Here is a 16,160-nt window from a genome sequence, read left to right on the forward strand (position 1 = left end):
GGCCGTCCACCTGTGGAACACGATGCGGAACGGGCGCCCCGGGGACGAATCCCGGGGCGCCCGTTCCGTGTGGTCGCGTGAACCGTGTCAGACGGTGATCAGCGCCTCCAGGGGCGCTCCGCCGAGCGCCGGCTCCAGTCGCTGCCGTCCGGCGAGGAACGCCAGTTCCATCAGCACCGCGACGCCCGCCACATCGGCGCCCGCGCGGCGGATGAGCTGGAGGGACGCCTCGGCGGTGCCGCCGGTGGCGAGGACGTCGTCGATGACCATGACACGGTCACCCGCGGCCAGGTCCTCGGCGTGCACCTCGATCTCGGCGGAGCCGTACTCCAGGTCGTACGCCTGGCTGAGCGTCGCTCCGGGGAGCTTGCCCGCCTTGCGGACGGGGATGAAGCCGACGCCGGCCCGGACGGCGGCGGGGGCGCCCAGGATGAAGCCGCGGGCCTCCAGGCCGACGATCTTCGTGGCGCCGTGCCGCACGGTGACCTCCGCCAGCGCGTCCGTCAGCGCGGTGAACGCCGCCGGGTCGGCCAGCAGCGGGGTGATGTCCTTGAACATCACGCCCGGCTCCGGGTAGTCCGCGACGTCACGGATCCGGCTGAGCAGCAGCTCCTTGATGTCGGTCACCGCCGCTTACCGCCCCGGCCCCGGCTGCGGGCCCCGGACTGGGTGCGCGGCCCGACCACGGCGGGGGTCGCGTCCTCGTGCTGGTCGCCGTGGGGACCGTCGGCGGCGAACTCCGCCGTCTGCTCGGCCTGGGCGCGCTTGGCGAGGACCCGCTTCTTCAGCGCCTTCATCTGCGGCTCGCGCTCCTTGAGGTCGGCGACGAGCGGCGTGGCGATGAAGATCGAGGAGTACGCGCCGGCCGCGAGGCCGACGAACAGCGACAGCGAGATGTCGTTGAGCATGCCCGCGCCGAGGACACCGCCGCCGATGAAGAGCAGACCGGCGACCGGGAGCAGCGCGACCACCGTGGTGTTGATGGACCGCACCAGGGTGCTGTTGATCGAGCGGTTGGCGATGTCGCTGTACGTCCAGCGGGTCTGCTTGGTGATGTCCTTCGTCTGCTCCTTGAGGCTGTCGAAGACGACGACCGTGTCGTAGAGCGAGTAACCGAGGATGGTCAGCAGACCGATCACCGTGCCCGGCGTCACCTCGAAGCCCACGAGGGCGTAGATGCCGACGGTGATGGTGATGTCATGGATCAGGGCGACGAACGCGGCGACGGCCATGCGCCACTCGAACGCGATCGCCAGGTAGATCACCACGAGGACCAGGAAGATGCCGAGGCCCTGCCAGGCCTTGTTGGCGATCTGGTCGCCCCAGCTGGGGCCGACCAGGTCGGCGCTGATCTTCTCCGGGTTGATCTTCAGGTCCTCGGCGATGTCCTTCTTGATCTGGTCGGCCTGGCCGGTCTCCACACCGGAGACCTGGATCCGCAGCGCGCCGGTGCCGAGTCCCTGCACGATCGCGTCGTGGCCGGACGCCTTCTCCGCGGCCTCCTCCGCCTGGGTGGAGGAGACGCTGGTCTTCGGGGTGGTGAAGACGGCGCCGCCCTGGAACTCGATGCCCATGTTCATGCCGCGCACCGCCAGGCCGACGATGGCCGTGATGGTGATCAGGATGGAGACCGCGTACCAGATCTTGCGGTTGCCGACGAAGTCGTAGCCGACCTCGCCGCGGTGGAGTCGTGCTCCGAGGTCACCGAGCTTCGACATCTCAGGCCTCCTTCGGGTCGGCGGGGGCGGGACGACGCGTACGGCGCAGCGGGGGCTGCACACCCAGGCTCTTCGGGTCGAGGCCGGACCAGCGGTGGCCGCCGGCGAAGAACTTCCTGCGGGCCAGCAGCGTCAGCAGCGGCTTGGTGAAGAAGAACACCACGACGACGTCGAGCAGGGTGGTCAGGCCGAGCGTGAACGCGAAGCCCTGGACCTTGCCGACGGTGACCACGAAGAGCACGGCGGCGGCGAGGAACGACACGAAGTCGGAGACCAGGATGGTGCGTCGGGCACGCGGCCAGGCGCGCTCGACGGCCGGGCGGAGCGAACGGCCCTCGCGGATCTCGTCCCGGACGCGTTCGAAGTACACGATGAACGAGTCCGCGGTGATGCCGATGGCGACGATCGCGCCGCACACGGCGGGCAGGTTCAGCGCGAAGCCGATGGCCGGGCCGAGCAGCGACATGATCACGTAGGTGAGCGCCGCGGAGACCAGCAGCGAGGCGATCGCGATGAGCGACAGACCGCGGTAGTACACGAGCAGGTAGATCACGACCAGGGCGAGACCGATGGCGCCGGCGATCAGGCCGGCCTGCAGCTGCTCACCGCCGAGCGCGGCGTCCACGGTCGTGACGCTGGACTCCTTGAAGGTCAGCGGGAGCGCGCCGTACGACAGCATGTTGGCGAGGTTCTGGGCCTCTTCCTGGGTGAAGCTGCCGGAGATCTCGGCCTTGCCGCCGGTGATCGGACCGTTCACCTCGGGGTGCGAGACCACCTCGTCGTCCAGGACGATCGCGAACTGGTTCTGCGGGGAGGGCTGGCCGGCGAGCTTGGTGGTGACGTCGAGGAACTTCTTGCCGCCCTTGGAGTCGAAGTCCATGACGACCTTCCACCCGCTGGCGTTCTGGGTGTCGAGGATCGCCTCGGCCTTGGTGATCTCCGTACCGTCGACGCCCACCGGTCCGAGCATGAGCTTGCTCCAGACCTTCGGGGCTTCCTCACCACAGGCGATGATGGGCTCGTTGTTCTTGCCCTTGCCGGCGGCGGCACGCTGCTTGGGGTCGCTGCAGTCCAGCTTCGCGAACGCCGCCTCCAGCGCCTGGGTGCCCTGGTCGGCGCTCGGGGTGGGGGTCGGCGATGCCTTGTCGGACGCCTTCGGGGAGCCAGAGCCGCTCGGGGACGGAGTCGGGTCGGCCTTCAGCGCGTCGGTGACGGCGCGGCCCTGCGAGGTCGCGGAGCCCGTGGGGCTGGGCGACTCGGGAGACGTCGCCTTGTCCGTGCCCTTGTCCGTGTTCTTGTCGCCGGACTTCGACGGGCTCGGTGAGGCGCTGCCGCTGGGGTCACCGCTCGGCGGGGTGCTCGGGACGGCGGCGGCGCCGCTGCCCTCGACCCGCAGGACGGGGCGGAAGTAGAGCTTCGCGGTGGTGCCGACCTGGTCCCGGGCTTCCTCGGAGTCCGTGCCCTTGGGAATGTTGACAATGATGTTCTCATTGCCCTGGGTCTGCACTTCCGCCTCGGAGACGCCCAGACCGTTGACACGGCGGTTCATGATCTCGACCGCGGTGTCCATGTTGGTCTTGTTGATCGCGTTGGGCTGGCCGGGCTCGTTGATCGCCGTCAGCGTGATGCTCGTACCACCGGCGAGGTCGATGCCGAGACGCGGCTTGGTGTGTCCGGAGGCGAACATTCCCCCAGTGAGCGCCACGATGGCGATCAGGATGAGGGCCAGCGCGCGCCCAGGCTTGCTCTGGGTGCTGGCGCTCCGGCCCTTCTTCGGTGCTGCCACCTTCTCGTACTCCCTCTCGGGCCGCCGTGCGCGGGGTCAGCGCGTGGGCGGCCATGACTGGTGTCGGGAATCCGGGCGAAAACGGCACGTGCCCGGGGCGCGGGCGATGATCGCCCGTGCTCCCGGGACGTGACTACTTCGCGCCGGACTCGCCGTCTGTCTTCTTCGGCTCTGCTTCGTCGGCCTTCGCATCGACGGCCTCGTCGGTCGCGTCGTCGGACACGTCCTTCTTGCCGAGGTCGATGGGCTTGTCGTCGGAAGCGGCGGAAGCGTCGTCGGAGGGCTCGTCGGTCTCGGTGAGGGAGGAGGCGTCGTCCGGGACGACGTCGGACTTCAGGTCGTGCTCGATGCCGTGGACGATGCGGTTGTACTCGTCGTCCGACAGAACGGCACCGATGGCGTTCTTCGCGAACAGCAGCTCGACGCCCGGCCCGGCGTCGAGGAGGACCGTGTCCTCGTTGACCTCCTTGACCGTCGCGTACATGCCCCCGATCGTGCGGACGCCGGAACCGGGCTGCATCTGGTTCCGCATGTCGACGGCCTGCTGCTGCTTCTTCTTGGCCGATCGGGTCATCAGGATCATGGCCCCGATGAGCACGATGAACGGGAGGAGGGTCACGAGACTCACGGGTCGGAACTTCCTTCACACGACCGCGATGGCGAGCGGCCTGATGGTTGGGGGTATGTGTGCTGCCGACAGGGGCGGCATCGGCGGAGTCTAAGCGAGTCCACCGTGATGGAACAACGCACAGCATGTCACCGTGGTTCCTCGCCGGGCGAGTACCGCGCCGTCACGAGAAGGTCACGCCCCGAACAGGTCCTGTTGTCCGTTTCCGCCGGTCGTGCCGCGTGGCGGGGTAAGGCCGAGGTGGGTCCACGCGGCGGGGGTGGCGACGCGTCCGCGGGGGGTTCGGGCGAGGAGTCCCTCGCGGACGAGGAAGGGTTCGGCGACCTCTTCGACGGTCTCGCGCTCCTCCCCGACGGCGACGGCGAGGGTGGACAGGCCGACCGGTCCGCCGCCGAAGAGCTTGAGCAGGGCTTCGAGGACGCCGCGGTCGAGGCGGTCGAGGCCACGGGCGTCCACCTCGTAGACGGCGAGGGCCGCGGCGGCGATGTCGCGGGTGATGATCCCGTCGGCCTTGACCTGTGCGTAGTCCCGGACGCGGCGCAGCAGGCGGTTGGCGATGCGGGGCGTTCCGCGGGAGCGGCCGGCGATCTCGGCGGCGCCGTCAGGGTTGATCTCCACGTCGAGCAGGTTCGCCGAGCGGTGGATGACGCGCTCCAGCTCGGCGGGCTCGTAGAACTCCATGTGCGCGGTGAAGCCGAAGCGGTCGCGCAGCGGCGGCGGCAGCAGTCCCGCTCGGGTGGTGGCGCCGACCAGGGTGAACGGGGGGAGTTCCAGCGGGATGGCGGTGGCGCCGGGGCCCTTGCCGACGATGACGTCGACGCGGAAGTCCTCCATCGCCATGTACAGCATCTCCTCGGCGGGCCGGGACATGCGGTGGATCTCGTCGAGGAAGAGGACCTCGCCCTCCTGGAGGGAGGAGAGGATCGCGGCCAGGTCGCCGGCGTGCTGGATGGCGGGGCCGGAGGTGATGCGGATGGGGGCGCCCATCTCGGCCGCGATGATCATGGAGAGGGTGGTCTTGCCGAGGCCGGGGGCGCCGGAGAGCAGGACGTGGTCGGCCGTCGCCCCGCGCGCGCGTGCGGCCCGCAGGACGAGGTCGAGTTGTTCGCGGACCTTCTCCTGGCCGATGAACTCGTCCAGGTCCTTGGGGCGCAGGGCCGCCTCGACGGCCTGGTCCTCACGGTCGGCGACAGAACCCACCAGCCGCTCGGGGGCGGTGTCGTCGGTCGTGTCGTCCCAGTTCATTGCGTGTGCCTCGCGGGTCGCGGTCGGATGGAGGGGAGGGGTGAGATGGGAGGTGGGGCCGTACTGATGGAGGGCGTCGACCACCTCGACAGGGTGATCAGCGGGCTCTGTTGAGGGTCTGGAGGGCGGCCTTCAACAACTGGCCCACCTGGGGCGTGCCTTCGGTGGCCTCGGCCTGGGGGCTCACGGCCGACACGGCCTCGTCGGCCTCGCGGGTGGCGTACCCGAGGCCGATCAGGGCGGCGTGCAACTGGTCGCGCCAGCCTTGAGTGACGGGGGCGCCGATCGCGGGGGCGCCGACGGGCTCGCCCAGGCGGTCCTTCAGCTCCAACAGCAGCTTCTGGGCGCCCTTCTTGCCGATGCCGGGGACGGCGATGAGCGCCTTCTCGTCGCCGGTCGCCACGGCTCGGCGCAGGGCGTCGGGGGTGTGCACGGCCAGCATCGCCTGGGCGAGGCGGGGTCCGACGCCGCTCGCGGTCTGGAGCAGTTCGAAGACCTGGCGCTCGTCGTCGTCGACGAAGCCGTAGAGCGTGAGGGAGTCCTCGCGGACGACGAGGGAGGTGGCGAGCTTGGTCGGCTGCCCCATGCGGAGCCCGGAGAGCGTGTTGGGCGTGCACTGGACCGCGATGCCGATCCCGCCGACCTCGACGACCGCGGAGTCCGGGGCGAGGGCGGCGACCGGGCCGCTGACGAAGGCGATCATGACGTACGGCCTTTCGATGCGTGTAGGGCCACGGCCTGCTGGAGGCGGTTCTGGGCGGGGGCCCGCCAGATGTGGCAGATGGCGAGGGCGAGGGCGTCGGCGGCGTCCGCCGGTTTCGGTGGTGCGTCGAGCCGGAGGAGACGGGTGACCATGGCTCCGACCTGGGCCTTGTCGGCACGGCCGCTGCCGGTGACGGCGGCCTTGACCTCGCTGGGGGTGTGCAGGGCGACCGGGATGCCGCGGCGGGCCGCGCACAGCATGGCGACGGCACTGGCCTGGGCGGTGCCCATGACCGTTCGGACGTTGTGCTGGCTGAACACCCGCTCCACGGCGACGCATTCGGGGCGGTGCTCGTCGAGCCACTGCTCGATGCCCTGCTCGATCGCGACGAGGCGGTGCCCCAACTCCGCGTCCGCGGGCGTCCGGACGACTCCGACGCCGAGCATGGTGAGCGGCCGACCCGCGACTCCCTCGACCACGCCCACGCCACACCGCGTGAGTCCGGGGTCCACCCCGAGTACGCGCACCGCGCCCCCTCCCACTCGATCGCCTGTTTGTGCAGGCTATCTGCTGCCACCGACAACGGCGGCGGGCCGGTGGGTGTGTCCCACCGGCCCGCCGGATCCGCTCGGTTCGCGGTAGCGCTACGCGTCGACCTTGGCCATCACGTCGTCGCTGACGTCGAAGTTGGCGAAGACGTTCTGGACGTCGTCGCTGTCCTCCAGGGCGTCGATCAGCTTGAAGATCTTCTTGGCGCCCTCCTCGTCCAGCTCGACCTGCATGGTCGGGACGAAGTTGGCCTCGGCGGAGTCGTAGTCGATCCCGGCCTCCTGGAGGGCGGTGCGGACGGCGACCAGGTCGGTGGCCTCGCTGAGCACCTCGAAGGACTCACCCAGGTCGTTGACCTCCTCGGCGCCCGCGTCGAGGACGGCACCGAGGACGTCGTCCTCGGTGAGCTCGCCCTTGGGGACGATGACGACGCCCTTGCGGTTGAAGAGGTACGACACGGAACCCGGGTCGGCCATGGAGCCGCCGTTGCGGGTCATGGCGACACGGACGTCGGAGGCGGCGCGGTTGCGGTTGTCGGTGAGGCACTCGATGAGCACCGCGACACCGTTCGGGCCGTAACCCTCGTACATGATCGTCTCGTAGTCGGCGCCACCGGCCTCGAGGCCACCGCCGCGCTTGATCGCGGAGTCGATGTTCTTGTTCGGGACCGACTGCTTCTTGGCCTTCTGGACGGCGTCGTAGAGCGTCGGGTTGCCCTCGAGGTCCACGCCGCCCATCCGGGCCGCGACTTCGATGTTCTTGATCAGCTTCGCGAAGAGCTTGCCGCGCTTGGCGTCGATCACGGCCTTCTTGTGCTTCGTCGTAGCCCATTTAGAGTGGCCGGACATCTGCCTGTCTCCTTCGCGTTACCCAACTCCGTACGAACCCCAGAGATCCTACAAGGATCCCGCCGCCCGGTTCGCGCGCACCATGTCGACAAAGAGGGCGTGCAGGCGGTGGTCGCCGGTCAGCTCGGGGTGGAAGGACGTGGCCAGCGCGTTGCCCTGGCGTACGGCGACGATGTGACCGTCGTGCTCGGCCAGCACTTCCGTCTGCGCGCCCACGGACTCCACCCAGGGGGCGCGGATGAAGACGCCCTCCACGGGATCGCCCTCGACGCCCGTCACGTCGACCGCCGCCTCGAAGGACTCGTTCTGACGTCCGAAGGCGTTGCGGCGCACGATCATGTCGATGCCGCCGATGGTCTCCTGGCCCGAGCGCGGGTCGAGGATCTTGTCGGCGAGCATGATCAGGCCGGCGCAGGTGCCGTACACGGGCAGTCCGGCGCGGACCCGCGCGCGCAGCGGCTCCATGAGGCCGAAGAGGACGGCCAGTTTGGAGATGGTGGTGGACTCGCCGCCGGGGATGACGAGGCCGTCCACCTCGGCGAGTTCCTCGGGGCGCCGCACCGGCCTGGCCACGGCGTCCGCCGCGGCCAGGGCGATGAGGTGCTCCCGTACGTCACCCTGGAGGGCCAGGACGCCTATGACGGGGGTGTTGCCCATGGGTGCTTACCAGCCCCGGTTCGCGTAGCGCTCGGCCTCGGGGAGGGTGTCGCAGTTGATGCCGACCATGGCCTCGCCCAGGTTGCGGGAGGCGTCCGCGATGATCTTCGGGTCGTCGTAGAAGGTGGTGGCCTTCACGATGGCGGCGGCGCGCTTGGCCGGGTCGCCCGACTTGAAGATGCCGGAGCCGACGAAGACGCCCTCGGCGCCCAGCTGGCGCATCAGCGCGGCGTCGGCGGGGGTCGCGACACCACCGGCGGAGAAGAGGACCACCGGGAGCTTGCCCAGCTCGGCGACCTCCTTGACCAGCTCGTAGGGGGCGCGCAGTTCCTTGGCGGCGGCGTACAGCTCGTTGTTGTCGAAGCCGCGCAGCTTGGCGATCTCGTTCTTGATCTGGCGCAGGTGGCGGACGGCCTCGACGACGTTGCCGGTGCCGGCCTCGCCCTTGGAGCGGATCATGGCCGCGCCCTCGGCGATACGGCGCAGGGCCTCACCGAGGTTGGTGGCGCCGCAGACGAAGGGGGTGGTGAAGGCCCACTTGTCGGAGTGGTTGACCTCGTCGGCCGGGGTGAGGACCTCGGACTCGTCGATGTAGTCGACGCCGAGGGACTGCAGGACCTGGGCCTCGACGAAGTGGCCGATGCGGGACTTGGCCATGACCGGGATGGAGACGGCGTCGATGATGCCCTCGATCATGTCCGGGTCGGACATACGGGCGACGCCGCCGTCCTTGCGGATGTCGGCCGGGACCCGCTCCAGGGCCATGACCGCGACCGCGCCCGCGTCCTCGGCGATCTTCGCCTGCTCCGGGGTGACGACGTCCATGATCACGCCGCCCTTGAGCTGCTCGGCCATGCCGCGCTTCACTCGGGCGGTGCCGGTCTCGGGGGTCTGGGCGGCGGAGTTGGGCAAGCTGGACACGGGTTCGACCTCGCTCGGTTGAAGAGGGTTTCTGCAATCACCGAGGAAACGGGAGGGGCGCAGGCCACGGCAAGGGCCAATGGGGAGGCGGTGGATCGTTTTTCCGCCGCGGGGCTCCGCCCGAGCGGCGTGAACACGTCGCGGTTTGGGCGAAGTGGAGGTGCGGCGGGGGTAACTGAGTGGCTGGAGTGGTCTGGAGTGGCTGGTTCGGTCACCGAACCGGCGCCATGTCGTCAGGTCGTCGGTCTGTCGGCCAGGGCGGCCGGGGGCTCGTCGTCCATCTCGAAGGCCAGGGGGAAGGGCGCGTGGCCGGCGAGGCGGAACCAGCGGACCTTGCGGTGGCGGCGCAGGGCTCGGGCCGCGCGTACGGCGTCGTTGTGGAAGCGCCGCGCCATGGGGACCCGGCGGACGGCCTGGGCCAGCTCGTTCGCGGCATCCTCACCGCCCGGGGCCTCCCGCACCGCCTCCACCTGCTGCGCCTCGCCGAACACGGCGCGCAGCGCCTGGCTCAGCTCGCTCTCGGCGACCTCGCGGTGCTCCTCCTCGGCCTGACGTGCCGCGTGCGCCGCCTCGTACAGCACGATGGAGGCGGCCGGGTCCAGGACCCCGGAGGTGGCCAGTTCCTGGGCGACCGAGGCGCGGCGCAGCAGCTGCGCGTCGAGCGCGGCACGGGCGGCGTCGATCCGCGCGTGCAGGCGGTCGAGGCGCCCCGCCGTCCAGCTCAGGTAGAGGCCGATCGCGAAGAGGACGACCGCGATCCAGATGAGTGTCGAAGTCACGGGCCGCAAGGCTACCGGTGCGCACCCGACCCACCGGACGCGCCCGCCCTGGGGCCCTCAGCGCACGCGCCGGACGCCCACCCCGGGGACTTCAACGCACGCGCCGGACGCGCCCAACCCCGGGCCCTCGACCCACCCACCCGGCCGGCCCGAGCCCGAACCGTCGACCCACCCACCCGGCCCGCCCGACCCCGAACCGTCGACGGGCCCATCGGACGCGCCCGGACCCGCGGGCCTCTGGCAGCGCCGGACGCGCCCTGACCCAGCCCTCCGGCGCACCCGGCCGGCGCGGCCGAGCCTGCCACGCGCCGCCGGGGGCCTCGTGGGACCGAGGCGGCACGGCGTTCACGGCACCGGGAGGCCCCCACGCAGCAGACGCGGCACGGTGGCCCGGCCCGCCTGTGGCCCGGCGTTCCGAGCATCGGCCCACCACACCCAGCGGGAGTGCCCGCCAGCCGCCGGGTCAGCATGGCGGCTCACCCAGCTCGCGCCACACCTCCTCGCGGTCGGCCCACTGCGTGCCACACCCCCTGGCGGCCGACCCACTTCGCGCCACAGCCCTCGGCCGTCCGGCTCCCTCGCGCCACAGACCCCGCTGCCCGACCCACCGAGCGCCAGAGCCCCCGCCGCCCGACCCACCGCGCGCAGCAACCCTGCCGCCCGCCCCGCCTCGCGGTCCCGGGCCACGGCCCCGCCTCGCGGCCCCGGGCCCGCCTCGCGGCCCCAGGCCCCGGGCCCCGGCCCCGGCTCAGCGCGCTCCGCGCTCCGGTGGATTCGCTCAGTCCCTGGCCAGCCCCAGGCGCGCGCGCAAGCCGATCCGCTCGTCCGCCGCCACCGAGGCCGCGCCCTCGGTGACCGTTTCGTAGACGCCGAGGATGTCCGCGCCGACCGTCGACCAGTCGAAGCGGCGCACGTGGGCGCTGCCGCGTTCGCGGAGCTCGGCGCGGCGGGCCGGGTCGGCGAGGAGGCGTACGGCCGCCGTGGCGAGCGCGTCGGCGTCCTCGTTGGCGAAGAGCTCGCCGGCGGCACCCTGGTCGAGGACCTGGGCGAAGGCGTCGAGGTCGGAGGCGAGGACCGGGGCGCCCGCCGACATGGCCTCGACGAGGATGATGCCGAAGCTCTCGCCGCCGGTGTTGGGAGCGACGTACACGTCGACGCTGCGCAGGAACCGCGCCTTGTCCTCGTCGCTGACCATGCCGAGGAACTCCACGCGCGAGCGCAGCTCCTCCGGCAGCGACGCCACGGCCTCCTCCTCGTCACCGCGCCCGGCGACCAGCAGCCGGGTCTGCGGGCGCTCGGCGAGGATCTTCGGCAGCGCTCTCATCAGGACGGGCAGGCCCTTGCGGGGCTCGTCGATCCGGCCGATGAAGCCCAGCGTGTCGCCCTGCCAGTCGGGCTCCGGCTTGGCCCGGGCGAAGAAGTCGACGTCGACGCCGTTCGGGATGACGACCGCGTCGCCGCCGAGGTGCTCCACGAGCGTACGGCGGGCGTACTCGCTGACCGCGATGCGTGCGCTGATCTTCTCCAGCGCGGGCTGGAGGATCGGGTACGCGGCGATCATCGCCCGCGACCGCGGGTTGGAGGTGTGGAACGTGGCGACGATCGGACCCTGGGCCGCCCAGCAGGCGAGCAGGCCGAGCGAGGGCGAGGCCGGCTCGTGGATGTGGATCACGTCGAACGTGCCCTCGTGCAGCCAGCGGCGCACCCGGGCCGCCGACAGGAACCCGAAGTTCAGCCGGGCCACCGAGCCGTTGTACGGCACCGGGACCGCGCGGCCCGCGGAGACCACGTAGGGCGGTAGGGGCGTGTCGTCGTCGGCGGGGGCCAGGACGGACACCTGGTGGCCGAGGCGGATGAGGTGGTCGGCCAGGTCGCGGATGTGGAACTGGACTCCCCCGGGCACGTCCCAGGAGTAGGGACAGACGATGCCGATCCTCACGGGCGTCCCTTCCCGGGGTCCTCGGAGGACTCCTTGGAGGTTCTCTCAGGATCCTTCGCGGGATCGAGGTCCGCGAGCCACAAGCGCTGGAGCATGTGCCAGTCCTCCGGGTGGTCGGCGATGCCGGTGGCGAAGGCATCGGCCAGCGCCTGTGTCATGACAGACGTCTTCTCGGCGCGGGTACCTGACTGGGGTACCTCGATCGGGGGGTGGACGCGTCCCCGCATGACGGGCGAGTCGTCGTACCAGAGCGTGACCGGCAGCAGCAGCGCGCCGGTCTGCTGGGCGAGCAGGGCCGGTCCCGCGGGCATCCGGGTCGGCTCGCCGAAGAAGTCGACCTCGACGCCGGAGGCGGACAGATCGCGGTCGGCGACCAGGCAGACCAGGCCGCCGTCGCGCAGCCGCCGGGCCAGCGTGCCGAAGGCGGAGCCGCCGTTGTGCGGCAGCACCTCCATGCCGAGGCCCTCGCGGTACGCGACGAAGCGGTCGTAGAGGGTCTCGGGCTTGAGACGTTCGGCGACCGTCGTGAACGGGGTCTTCAGCTCGGTGGTGACCCAGGCGCCGGCGAGGTCCCAGTTGGCGAGGTGGGGCAGGGCGAGGATGACGCCCTGCCCGGCGGCGAGGCCGTCGGTCAGGTGGTGCAGGTCCTTGGGGACGAAGCCGGTCCTTATCCGCTCCTCGCTCCAGGCGGGGAGCCGGAAGGACTCCATCCAGTAGCGCAGGTACGAGCGCATGCCCGCGCGGGACAGCTCCGCGAGCCGCTGGGGGCTCGCGCCCGGCACCACGCGCGCGTAGTTGGCCTCCAGACGGCGTACGAGCGGGCCGCGCCGCTTCCAGGTGGCGTCGGCGATCGTCGTGCCGAGGCGGACGGCGACGGGTTCGGGCAGCTTCTTCACGGTGCTCCAGCCGAGACCGTACAGACCGTCGGTGAGGCGCTCCCGCAGACCGCTCACGACGTCGCCTCGCTGTTGCGGGAGGTGTCCTCGGGGGCGGAGTCCGCCGCGGCGGCGGCCTCCGCCTCGGCGGACTCGCGGCGCACGGTGACCACGCGCTGGATCAGCGTGACGAGGCTGCCCACGGCGACGATCCACAGGGCGATCGGCAGCAGGACGTCGATGCCGGGCACGCCGAATGCGTGGAGCCCCGAGAGACCTGCGGCGACCAGCGAGATCACCAGGCGCTCGGCACGCTCCACGAGGCCGTTGACCGCCACCGGCAGACCGATCGACTCGCCGCGCGCCTTGGTGTACGACACCACCTGGCCGCTCGCCAGGCAGAAGATCGACACCGCGCACAGCACGTTGTCGTCGCCGCCGCCCGCGTACCACAGGGCGAAGCCGCCGAAGATCGCGCCGTCGGCGACGCGGTCGAGCGTGGAGTCGAGGAAGGCGCCCCAGCGGCTGGAACGCCCCATCTGGCGGGCCATGTTGCCGTCGACGAGGTCCGAGAACACGAACAACGTGATGACGACGGTGCCCCAGAAGAACTCGCCCCGGGGGTAGAAGACCAGCGCACCCGCGACCACTCCGGCGGTGCCGAGGAGCGTGACCGTGTCGGGGCTGACGCCCCTGCGGATCAGAAACGCGGCGAACGGTGTGAGGACACGCGTGAAGAATGCACGCGCGTACTTGTTCAGCATGGCCTTCCCGAGGGTCGGTGTCGCCGGGCGGCCCCTGCTGGCCGTCGGCTGGCCCATCGTAGCCAGGGGTGTCCGCGGGCGGCCGTCGGGCATCGGCCTGCCGTGTCCTGTCCTGAACGCACCGGTGGCGCGGCGGGGGCGCGGCCGACCGCGCCCCACCTGCGTGGGAGGAGGGATCACGTCCGTCGTATGGACGCACCGTGACGGGAGTGGAAAGCTCGAAGGACCGCGGGCGTCGCCGGAGCCGCCACCGCACGCGGCCCTCGCGTGTCCGCGCCCACAGTGACCTCACCGTGCACGGGAGGCAGGACCATGGGCGACAAGGCGAACGCACACCCTGGGGCCGCCGGCAGGGCTACGGCGGCCGACCACCCCGCGTCCGTACGGAATGTGGTGCTGGTCGGCCACTCCGGATCGGGCAAGACGACTCTGGTGGAGGCTCTCGCGCTGACCGCGGGAGCCGTGAACCGGGCGGGCCGTGTGGAGGACGGCGGCACCGTCTCCGACTACGACGAGATCGAGCACCGGCAGCAACGCTCGGTGCAGCTCTCCCTCGTCCCCGTGGAATGGGGCGGGTACAAGATCAACCTGCTGGACACCCCCGGATACGCCGACTTCGTCGGGGAACTCAGGGCCGGTCTGCGAGCGGCGGACGCGGCCCTCTTCGTCGTCTCGGCCTCCGACGGCGTCGACGGCTCGACCCGCATGGTGTGGGAGGAGTGCGCGGCGGTCGGCATGCCGCGGGCGATCGTGATCACGCATCTGGAGGCCGCGCGGGCGGACTTCGAGGAGATGACGCGGATCTGCGCGGAGACGTTCGGCGGGGACGACCCCGACGCCGTACTGCCGCTGTACCTGCCCCTGCACGGCCCGCAGGGCCCGGACGGGCACGCGCCCGTGACCGGGCTGATCGGCCTGCTGTCGCAGAAGCTGTTCGACTACGCGTCCGGGGAGCGCAAGGAGTCCGAGCCGGGCCCCGAGCAGCTGCCGGACATCGAGGAGGCACGCAACCGGCTGATCGAGGGGATCATCTCGGAGAGCGAGGACGAGACCCTCATGGACCGCTACCTGGGCGGCGAGGAGATCGACCTCAAGACGCTCATCGACGACCTGGAACGGGCCGTCGCCCGCGGTGTCTTCCACCCCGTGCTGGCCGCGGCACCCGCCGCCGAGGGCGCCCGGCAGGGCATCGGCACCGTCGAGCTGCTGGAACTGATCACCGGCGGCTTCCCCACCCCGCTGGAGCGGGAGGCCCCGTCGGTCACGACGCCGGACGGCGCGCCCCGGGACATCAAGGCGGCCTGCGATCCGGACGGCCCCCTGGTCGCCGAGGTCGTGAAGACGGCCAGCGACCCCTATGTGGGCCGTATCTCGCTGGTGCGGGTCTTCTCCGGGACGCTGCACCCCGACGAGACGGTGCACGTGTCGGGTCACGGGCTCGCCGACCGCGGACACGAGGACCACGACGTCGACGAGCGGATCGGCGCCCTCTCCGCGCCCTTCGGCAAACAGCAGCGGACCCTCACGCACTGCATCGCGGGCGACCTGGCGTGCGTGGCGAAGCTGAACCGCGCCGAGACCGGCGACACCCTGTCGTCGAAGGACGACCCGCTGCTCATGGAGCCGTGGGAGATGCCCGACCCGCTGCTGCCGCTCGCGATCCAGGCGCACAGCAAGGCCGACGAGGACAAGCTCTCCCAGGGCCTTTCCCGGCTTGTCGCCGAGGATCCGACGATGCGGCTCGAACAGAACCAGGACACCCATCAGGTGGTGCTCTGGTGCCTGGGCGAGGCGCACGCCGACGTGGCGCTGGAGCGGCTGCGCAGCCGGTACGGCGTCCAGGTCGACGTCGTCCCGCACAAGGTCTCGCTGCGGGAGACGTTCGCGGGCAGGTCGGCCGGGAGGGGCCGGCACGTCAAGCAGTCCGGCGGGCACGGGCAGTACGCGATCTGCGAGATCGACGTGGAGCCGCTGCCCGGCGGTTCGGGTATCGAGTTCGTGGACAAGGTCGTCGGCGGGGCGGTGCCCCGGCAGTTCATCCCGTCCGTCGAGAAGGGCGTACGGGCGCAGGCCGCCAAGGGGGTCGCGGCCGGCTATCCGCTGATCGACGTGCGGGTCACGCTGCGGGACGGCAAGGCGCACTCGGTGGACTCCTCCGACGCCGCCTTCCAGACAGCGGGCGCGCTGGCGCTGCGTGAGGCGGCCGCCGACGCGAAGATCCATCTGCTGGAGCCGGTGGCCGAGGTGTCGGTGCTGGTCGGCGACGAGTACGTGGGCCCCGTCATGAGCGACCTGTCGGGGCGGCGTGGGCGGGTCGTCGGCACGGAGCAGGCGGGCGGCGGACGCACCCTGGTGCGCGCCGAGGTCCCCGAGATCGAGATCGACCGGTACGCCGTCGATCTGCGCTCGCTCTCCCACGGCACCGCGCGTTTCGGCCGCCGCTACACCCGGCACGAGCCGATGCCGCCCCAGGTGGCCGAGCGGCTTCGCGCACGGGCCGAGGAGAACTGAGGGAGAACTGAGCGGAATCCGAGGGGGCGGGTTCGGCGGAAGGGACCACCGGGATGTCGGCGGGCGGCTGCGGCCGTCCGCCGGCACGTGCCGGGGGCCGCGGCCACCGGCGCGGGAGGGGACGGCCGGTGGGTTCCGTGAATGTCCGTTCTTCGCGCGGCGCGATGTCACCGGCTGCGGATACGCTGATCACCTGATCGACAAGTGTGGCTTGATCAGCTCCGGATCGGGTGATGA

15 protein-coding genes are annotated in these 16,160 nt (G+C 71.3%); 1 reads left to right on the forward strand and 14 read right to left on the reverse strand.

Annotation, left to right across the window (positions count from 1 at the left end; genetic code table 11):
• Positions 1-87: 87 nt before the first annotated feature.
• The 14 genes from ACZ4Z2_RS17110 to pgsA form a co-directional block, all read right to left on the reverse strand.
• Complete coding sequence (locus ACZ4Z2_RS17110) at positions 88-627, reverse strand: adenine phosphoribosyltransferase (protein WP_468076748.1); 540 nt, start codon at positions 625-627, stop codon at positions 88-90.
• Positions 624-1,718, reverse strand: a complete 1,095-nt coding sequence (gene secF, locus ACZ4Z2_RS17115) for a protein translocase subunit SecF (protein ID WP_468076750.1) — start codon at positions 1,716-1,718, stop codon at positions 624-626. The genes ACZ4Z2_RS17110 and secF overlap by 4 nt, the downstream gene beginning before the upstream one ends.
• Before the next feature lies 1 nt (position 1,719).
• Positions 1,720-3,504: a protein translocase subunit SecD gene (secD, locus tag ACZ4Z2_RS17120; RefSeq protein WP_468076752.1), complete on the reverse strand. Its 1,785-nt coding sequence runs from the start codon at positions 3,502-3,504 to the stop codon at positions 1,720-1,722.
• Between the two features lie 133 nt (positions 3,505-3,637).
• Positions 3,638-4,132, reverse strand: a complete 495-nt coding sequence (gene yajC / locus ACZ4Z2_RS17125; protein ID WP_468076754.1) for a preprotein translocase subunit YajC — start codon at positions 4,130-4,132, stop codon at positions 3,638-3,640.
• A 174-nt stretch (positions 4,133-4,306) separates the two neighbouring features.
• A complete protein-coding gene (ruvB, locus tag ACZ4Z2_RS17130; RefSeq protein ID WP_468076756.1) occupies positions 4,307-5,377 on the reverse strand; it encodes a Holliday junction branch migration DNA helicase RuvB in 1,071 nt (356 codons plus the stop codon).
• Positions 5,378-5,474: 97 nt separating this feature from the next.
• Positions 5,475-6,080, reverse strand: coding sequence for a Holliday junction branch migration protein RuvA (gene ruvA, locus ACZ4Z2_RS17135; RefSeq protein WP_468076758.1), 606 nt, complete (start codon positions 6,078-6,080; stop codon positions 5,475-5,477).
• Positions 6,077-6,607, reverse strand: coding sequence for a crossover junction endodeoxyribonuclease RuvC (ruvC, locus tag ACZ4Z2_RS17140; RefSeq protein WP_230219194.1), 531 nt, complete (start codon positions 6,605-6,607; stop codon positions 6,077-6,079). The genes ruvA and ruvC overlap by 4 nt, the downstream gene beginning before the upstream one ends.
• Positions 6,608-6,724: 117 nt before the next feature.
• Entirely contained in the window at positions 6,725-7,477 is a 753-nt protein-coding gene (locus ACZ4Z2_RS17145; protein WP_468076760.1) for a YebC/PmpR family DNA-binding transcriptional regulator, read from the reverse strand.
• A 48-nt stretch (positions 7,478-7,525) separates the two neighbouring features.
• The gene (pdxT, locus tag ACZ4Z2_RS17150) at positions 7,526-8,134 is read right to left on the reverse strand and encodes a pyridoxal 5'-phosphate synthase glutaminase subunit PdxT (protein WP_468076761.1); all 609 of its coding nucleotides are present in this window, start codon (positions 8,132-8,134) and stop codon (positions 7,526-7,528) included.
• Between the two features lie 6 nt (positions 8,135-8,140).
• Positions 8,141-9,046: a pyridoxal 5'-phosphate synthase lyase subunit PdxS gene (gene pdxS / locus ACZ4Z2_RS17155; protein ID WP_468077098.1), complete on the reverse strand. Its 906-nt coding sequence runs from the start codon at positions 9,044-9,046 to the stop codon at positions 8,141-8,143.
• A gap of 242 nt (positions 9,047-9,288) precedes the next feature.
• Entirely contained in the window at positions 9,289-9,834 is a 546-nt protein-coding gene (locus ACZ4Z2_RS17160) for a LemA family protein (RefSeq protein WP_468076763.1), read from the reverse strand.
• Positions 9,835-10,612: 778 nt separating this feature from the next.
• A complete protein-coding gene (locus ACZ4Z2_RS17165) occupies positions 10,613-11,773 on the reverse strand; it encodes a glycosyltransferase family 4 protein (protein ID WP_468076765.1) in 1,161 nt (386 codons plus the stop codon).
• Positions 11,770-12,726 (reverse strand): phosphatidylinositol mannoside acyltransferase, encoded by a 957-nt coding sequence (locus ACZ4Z2_RS17170; protein ID WP_468076767.1) that lies wholly within the window; start codon positions 12,724-12,726, stop codon positions 11,770-11,772. Before ACZ4Z2_RS17170 ends, ACZ4Z2_RS17165 begins: the two co-directional genes overlap by 4 nt.
• The gene (gene pgsA, locus ACZ4Z2_RS17175; RefSeq protein WP_468076769.1) at positions 12,723-13,469 is read right to left on the reverse strand and encodes a phosphatidylinositol phosphate synthase; all 747 of its coding nucleotides are present in this window, start codon (positions 13,467-13,469) and stop codon (positions 12,723-12,725) included. The genes ACZ4Z2_RS17170 and pgsA overlap by 4 nt, the downstream gene beginning before the upstream one ends.
• Positions 13,470-13,724: 255 nt before the next feature.
• Between pgsA and ACZ4Z2_RS17180 the strand changes: the two genes are divergently transcribed.
• Entirely contained in the window at positions 13,725-15,923 is a 2,199-nt protein-coding gene (locus ACZ4Z2_RS17180) for an elongation factor G-like protein EF-G2 (RefSeq protein ID WP_468076771.1), read from the forward strand.
• The last annotated feature ends 237 nt before the right edge of the window (positions 15,924-16,160 follow it).

This window comes from Streptomyces sp. NPDC030183, from assembly GCF_055573455.1.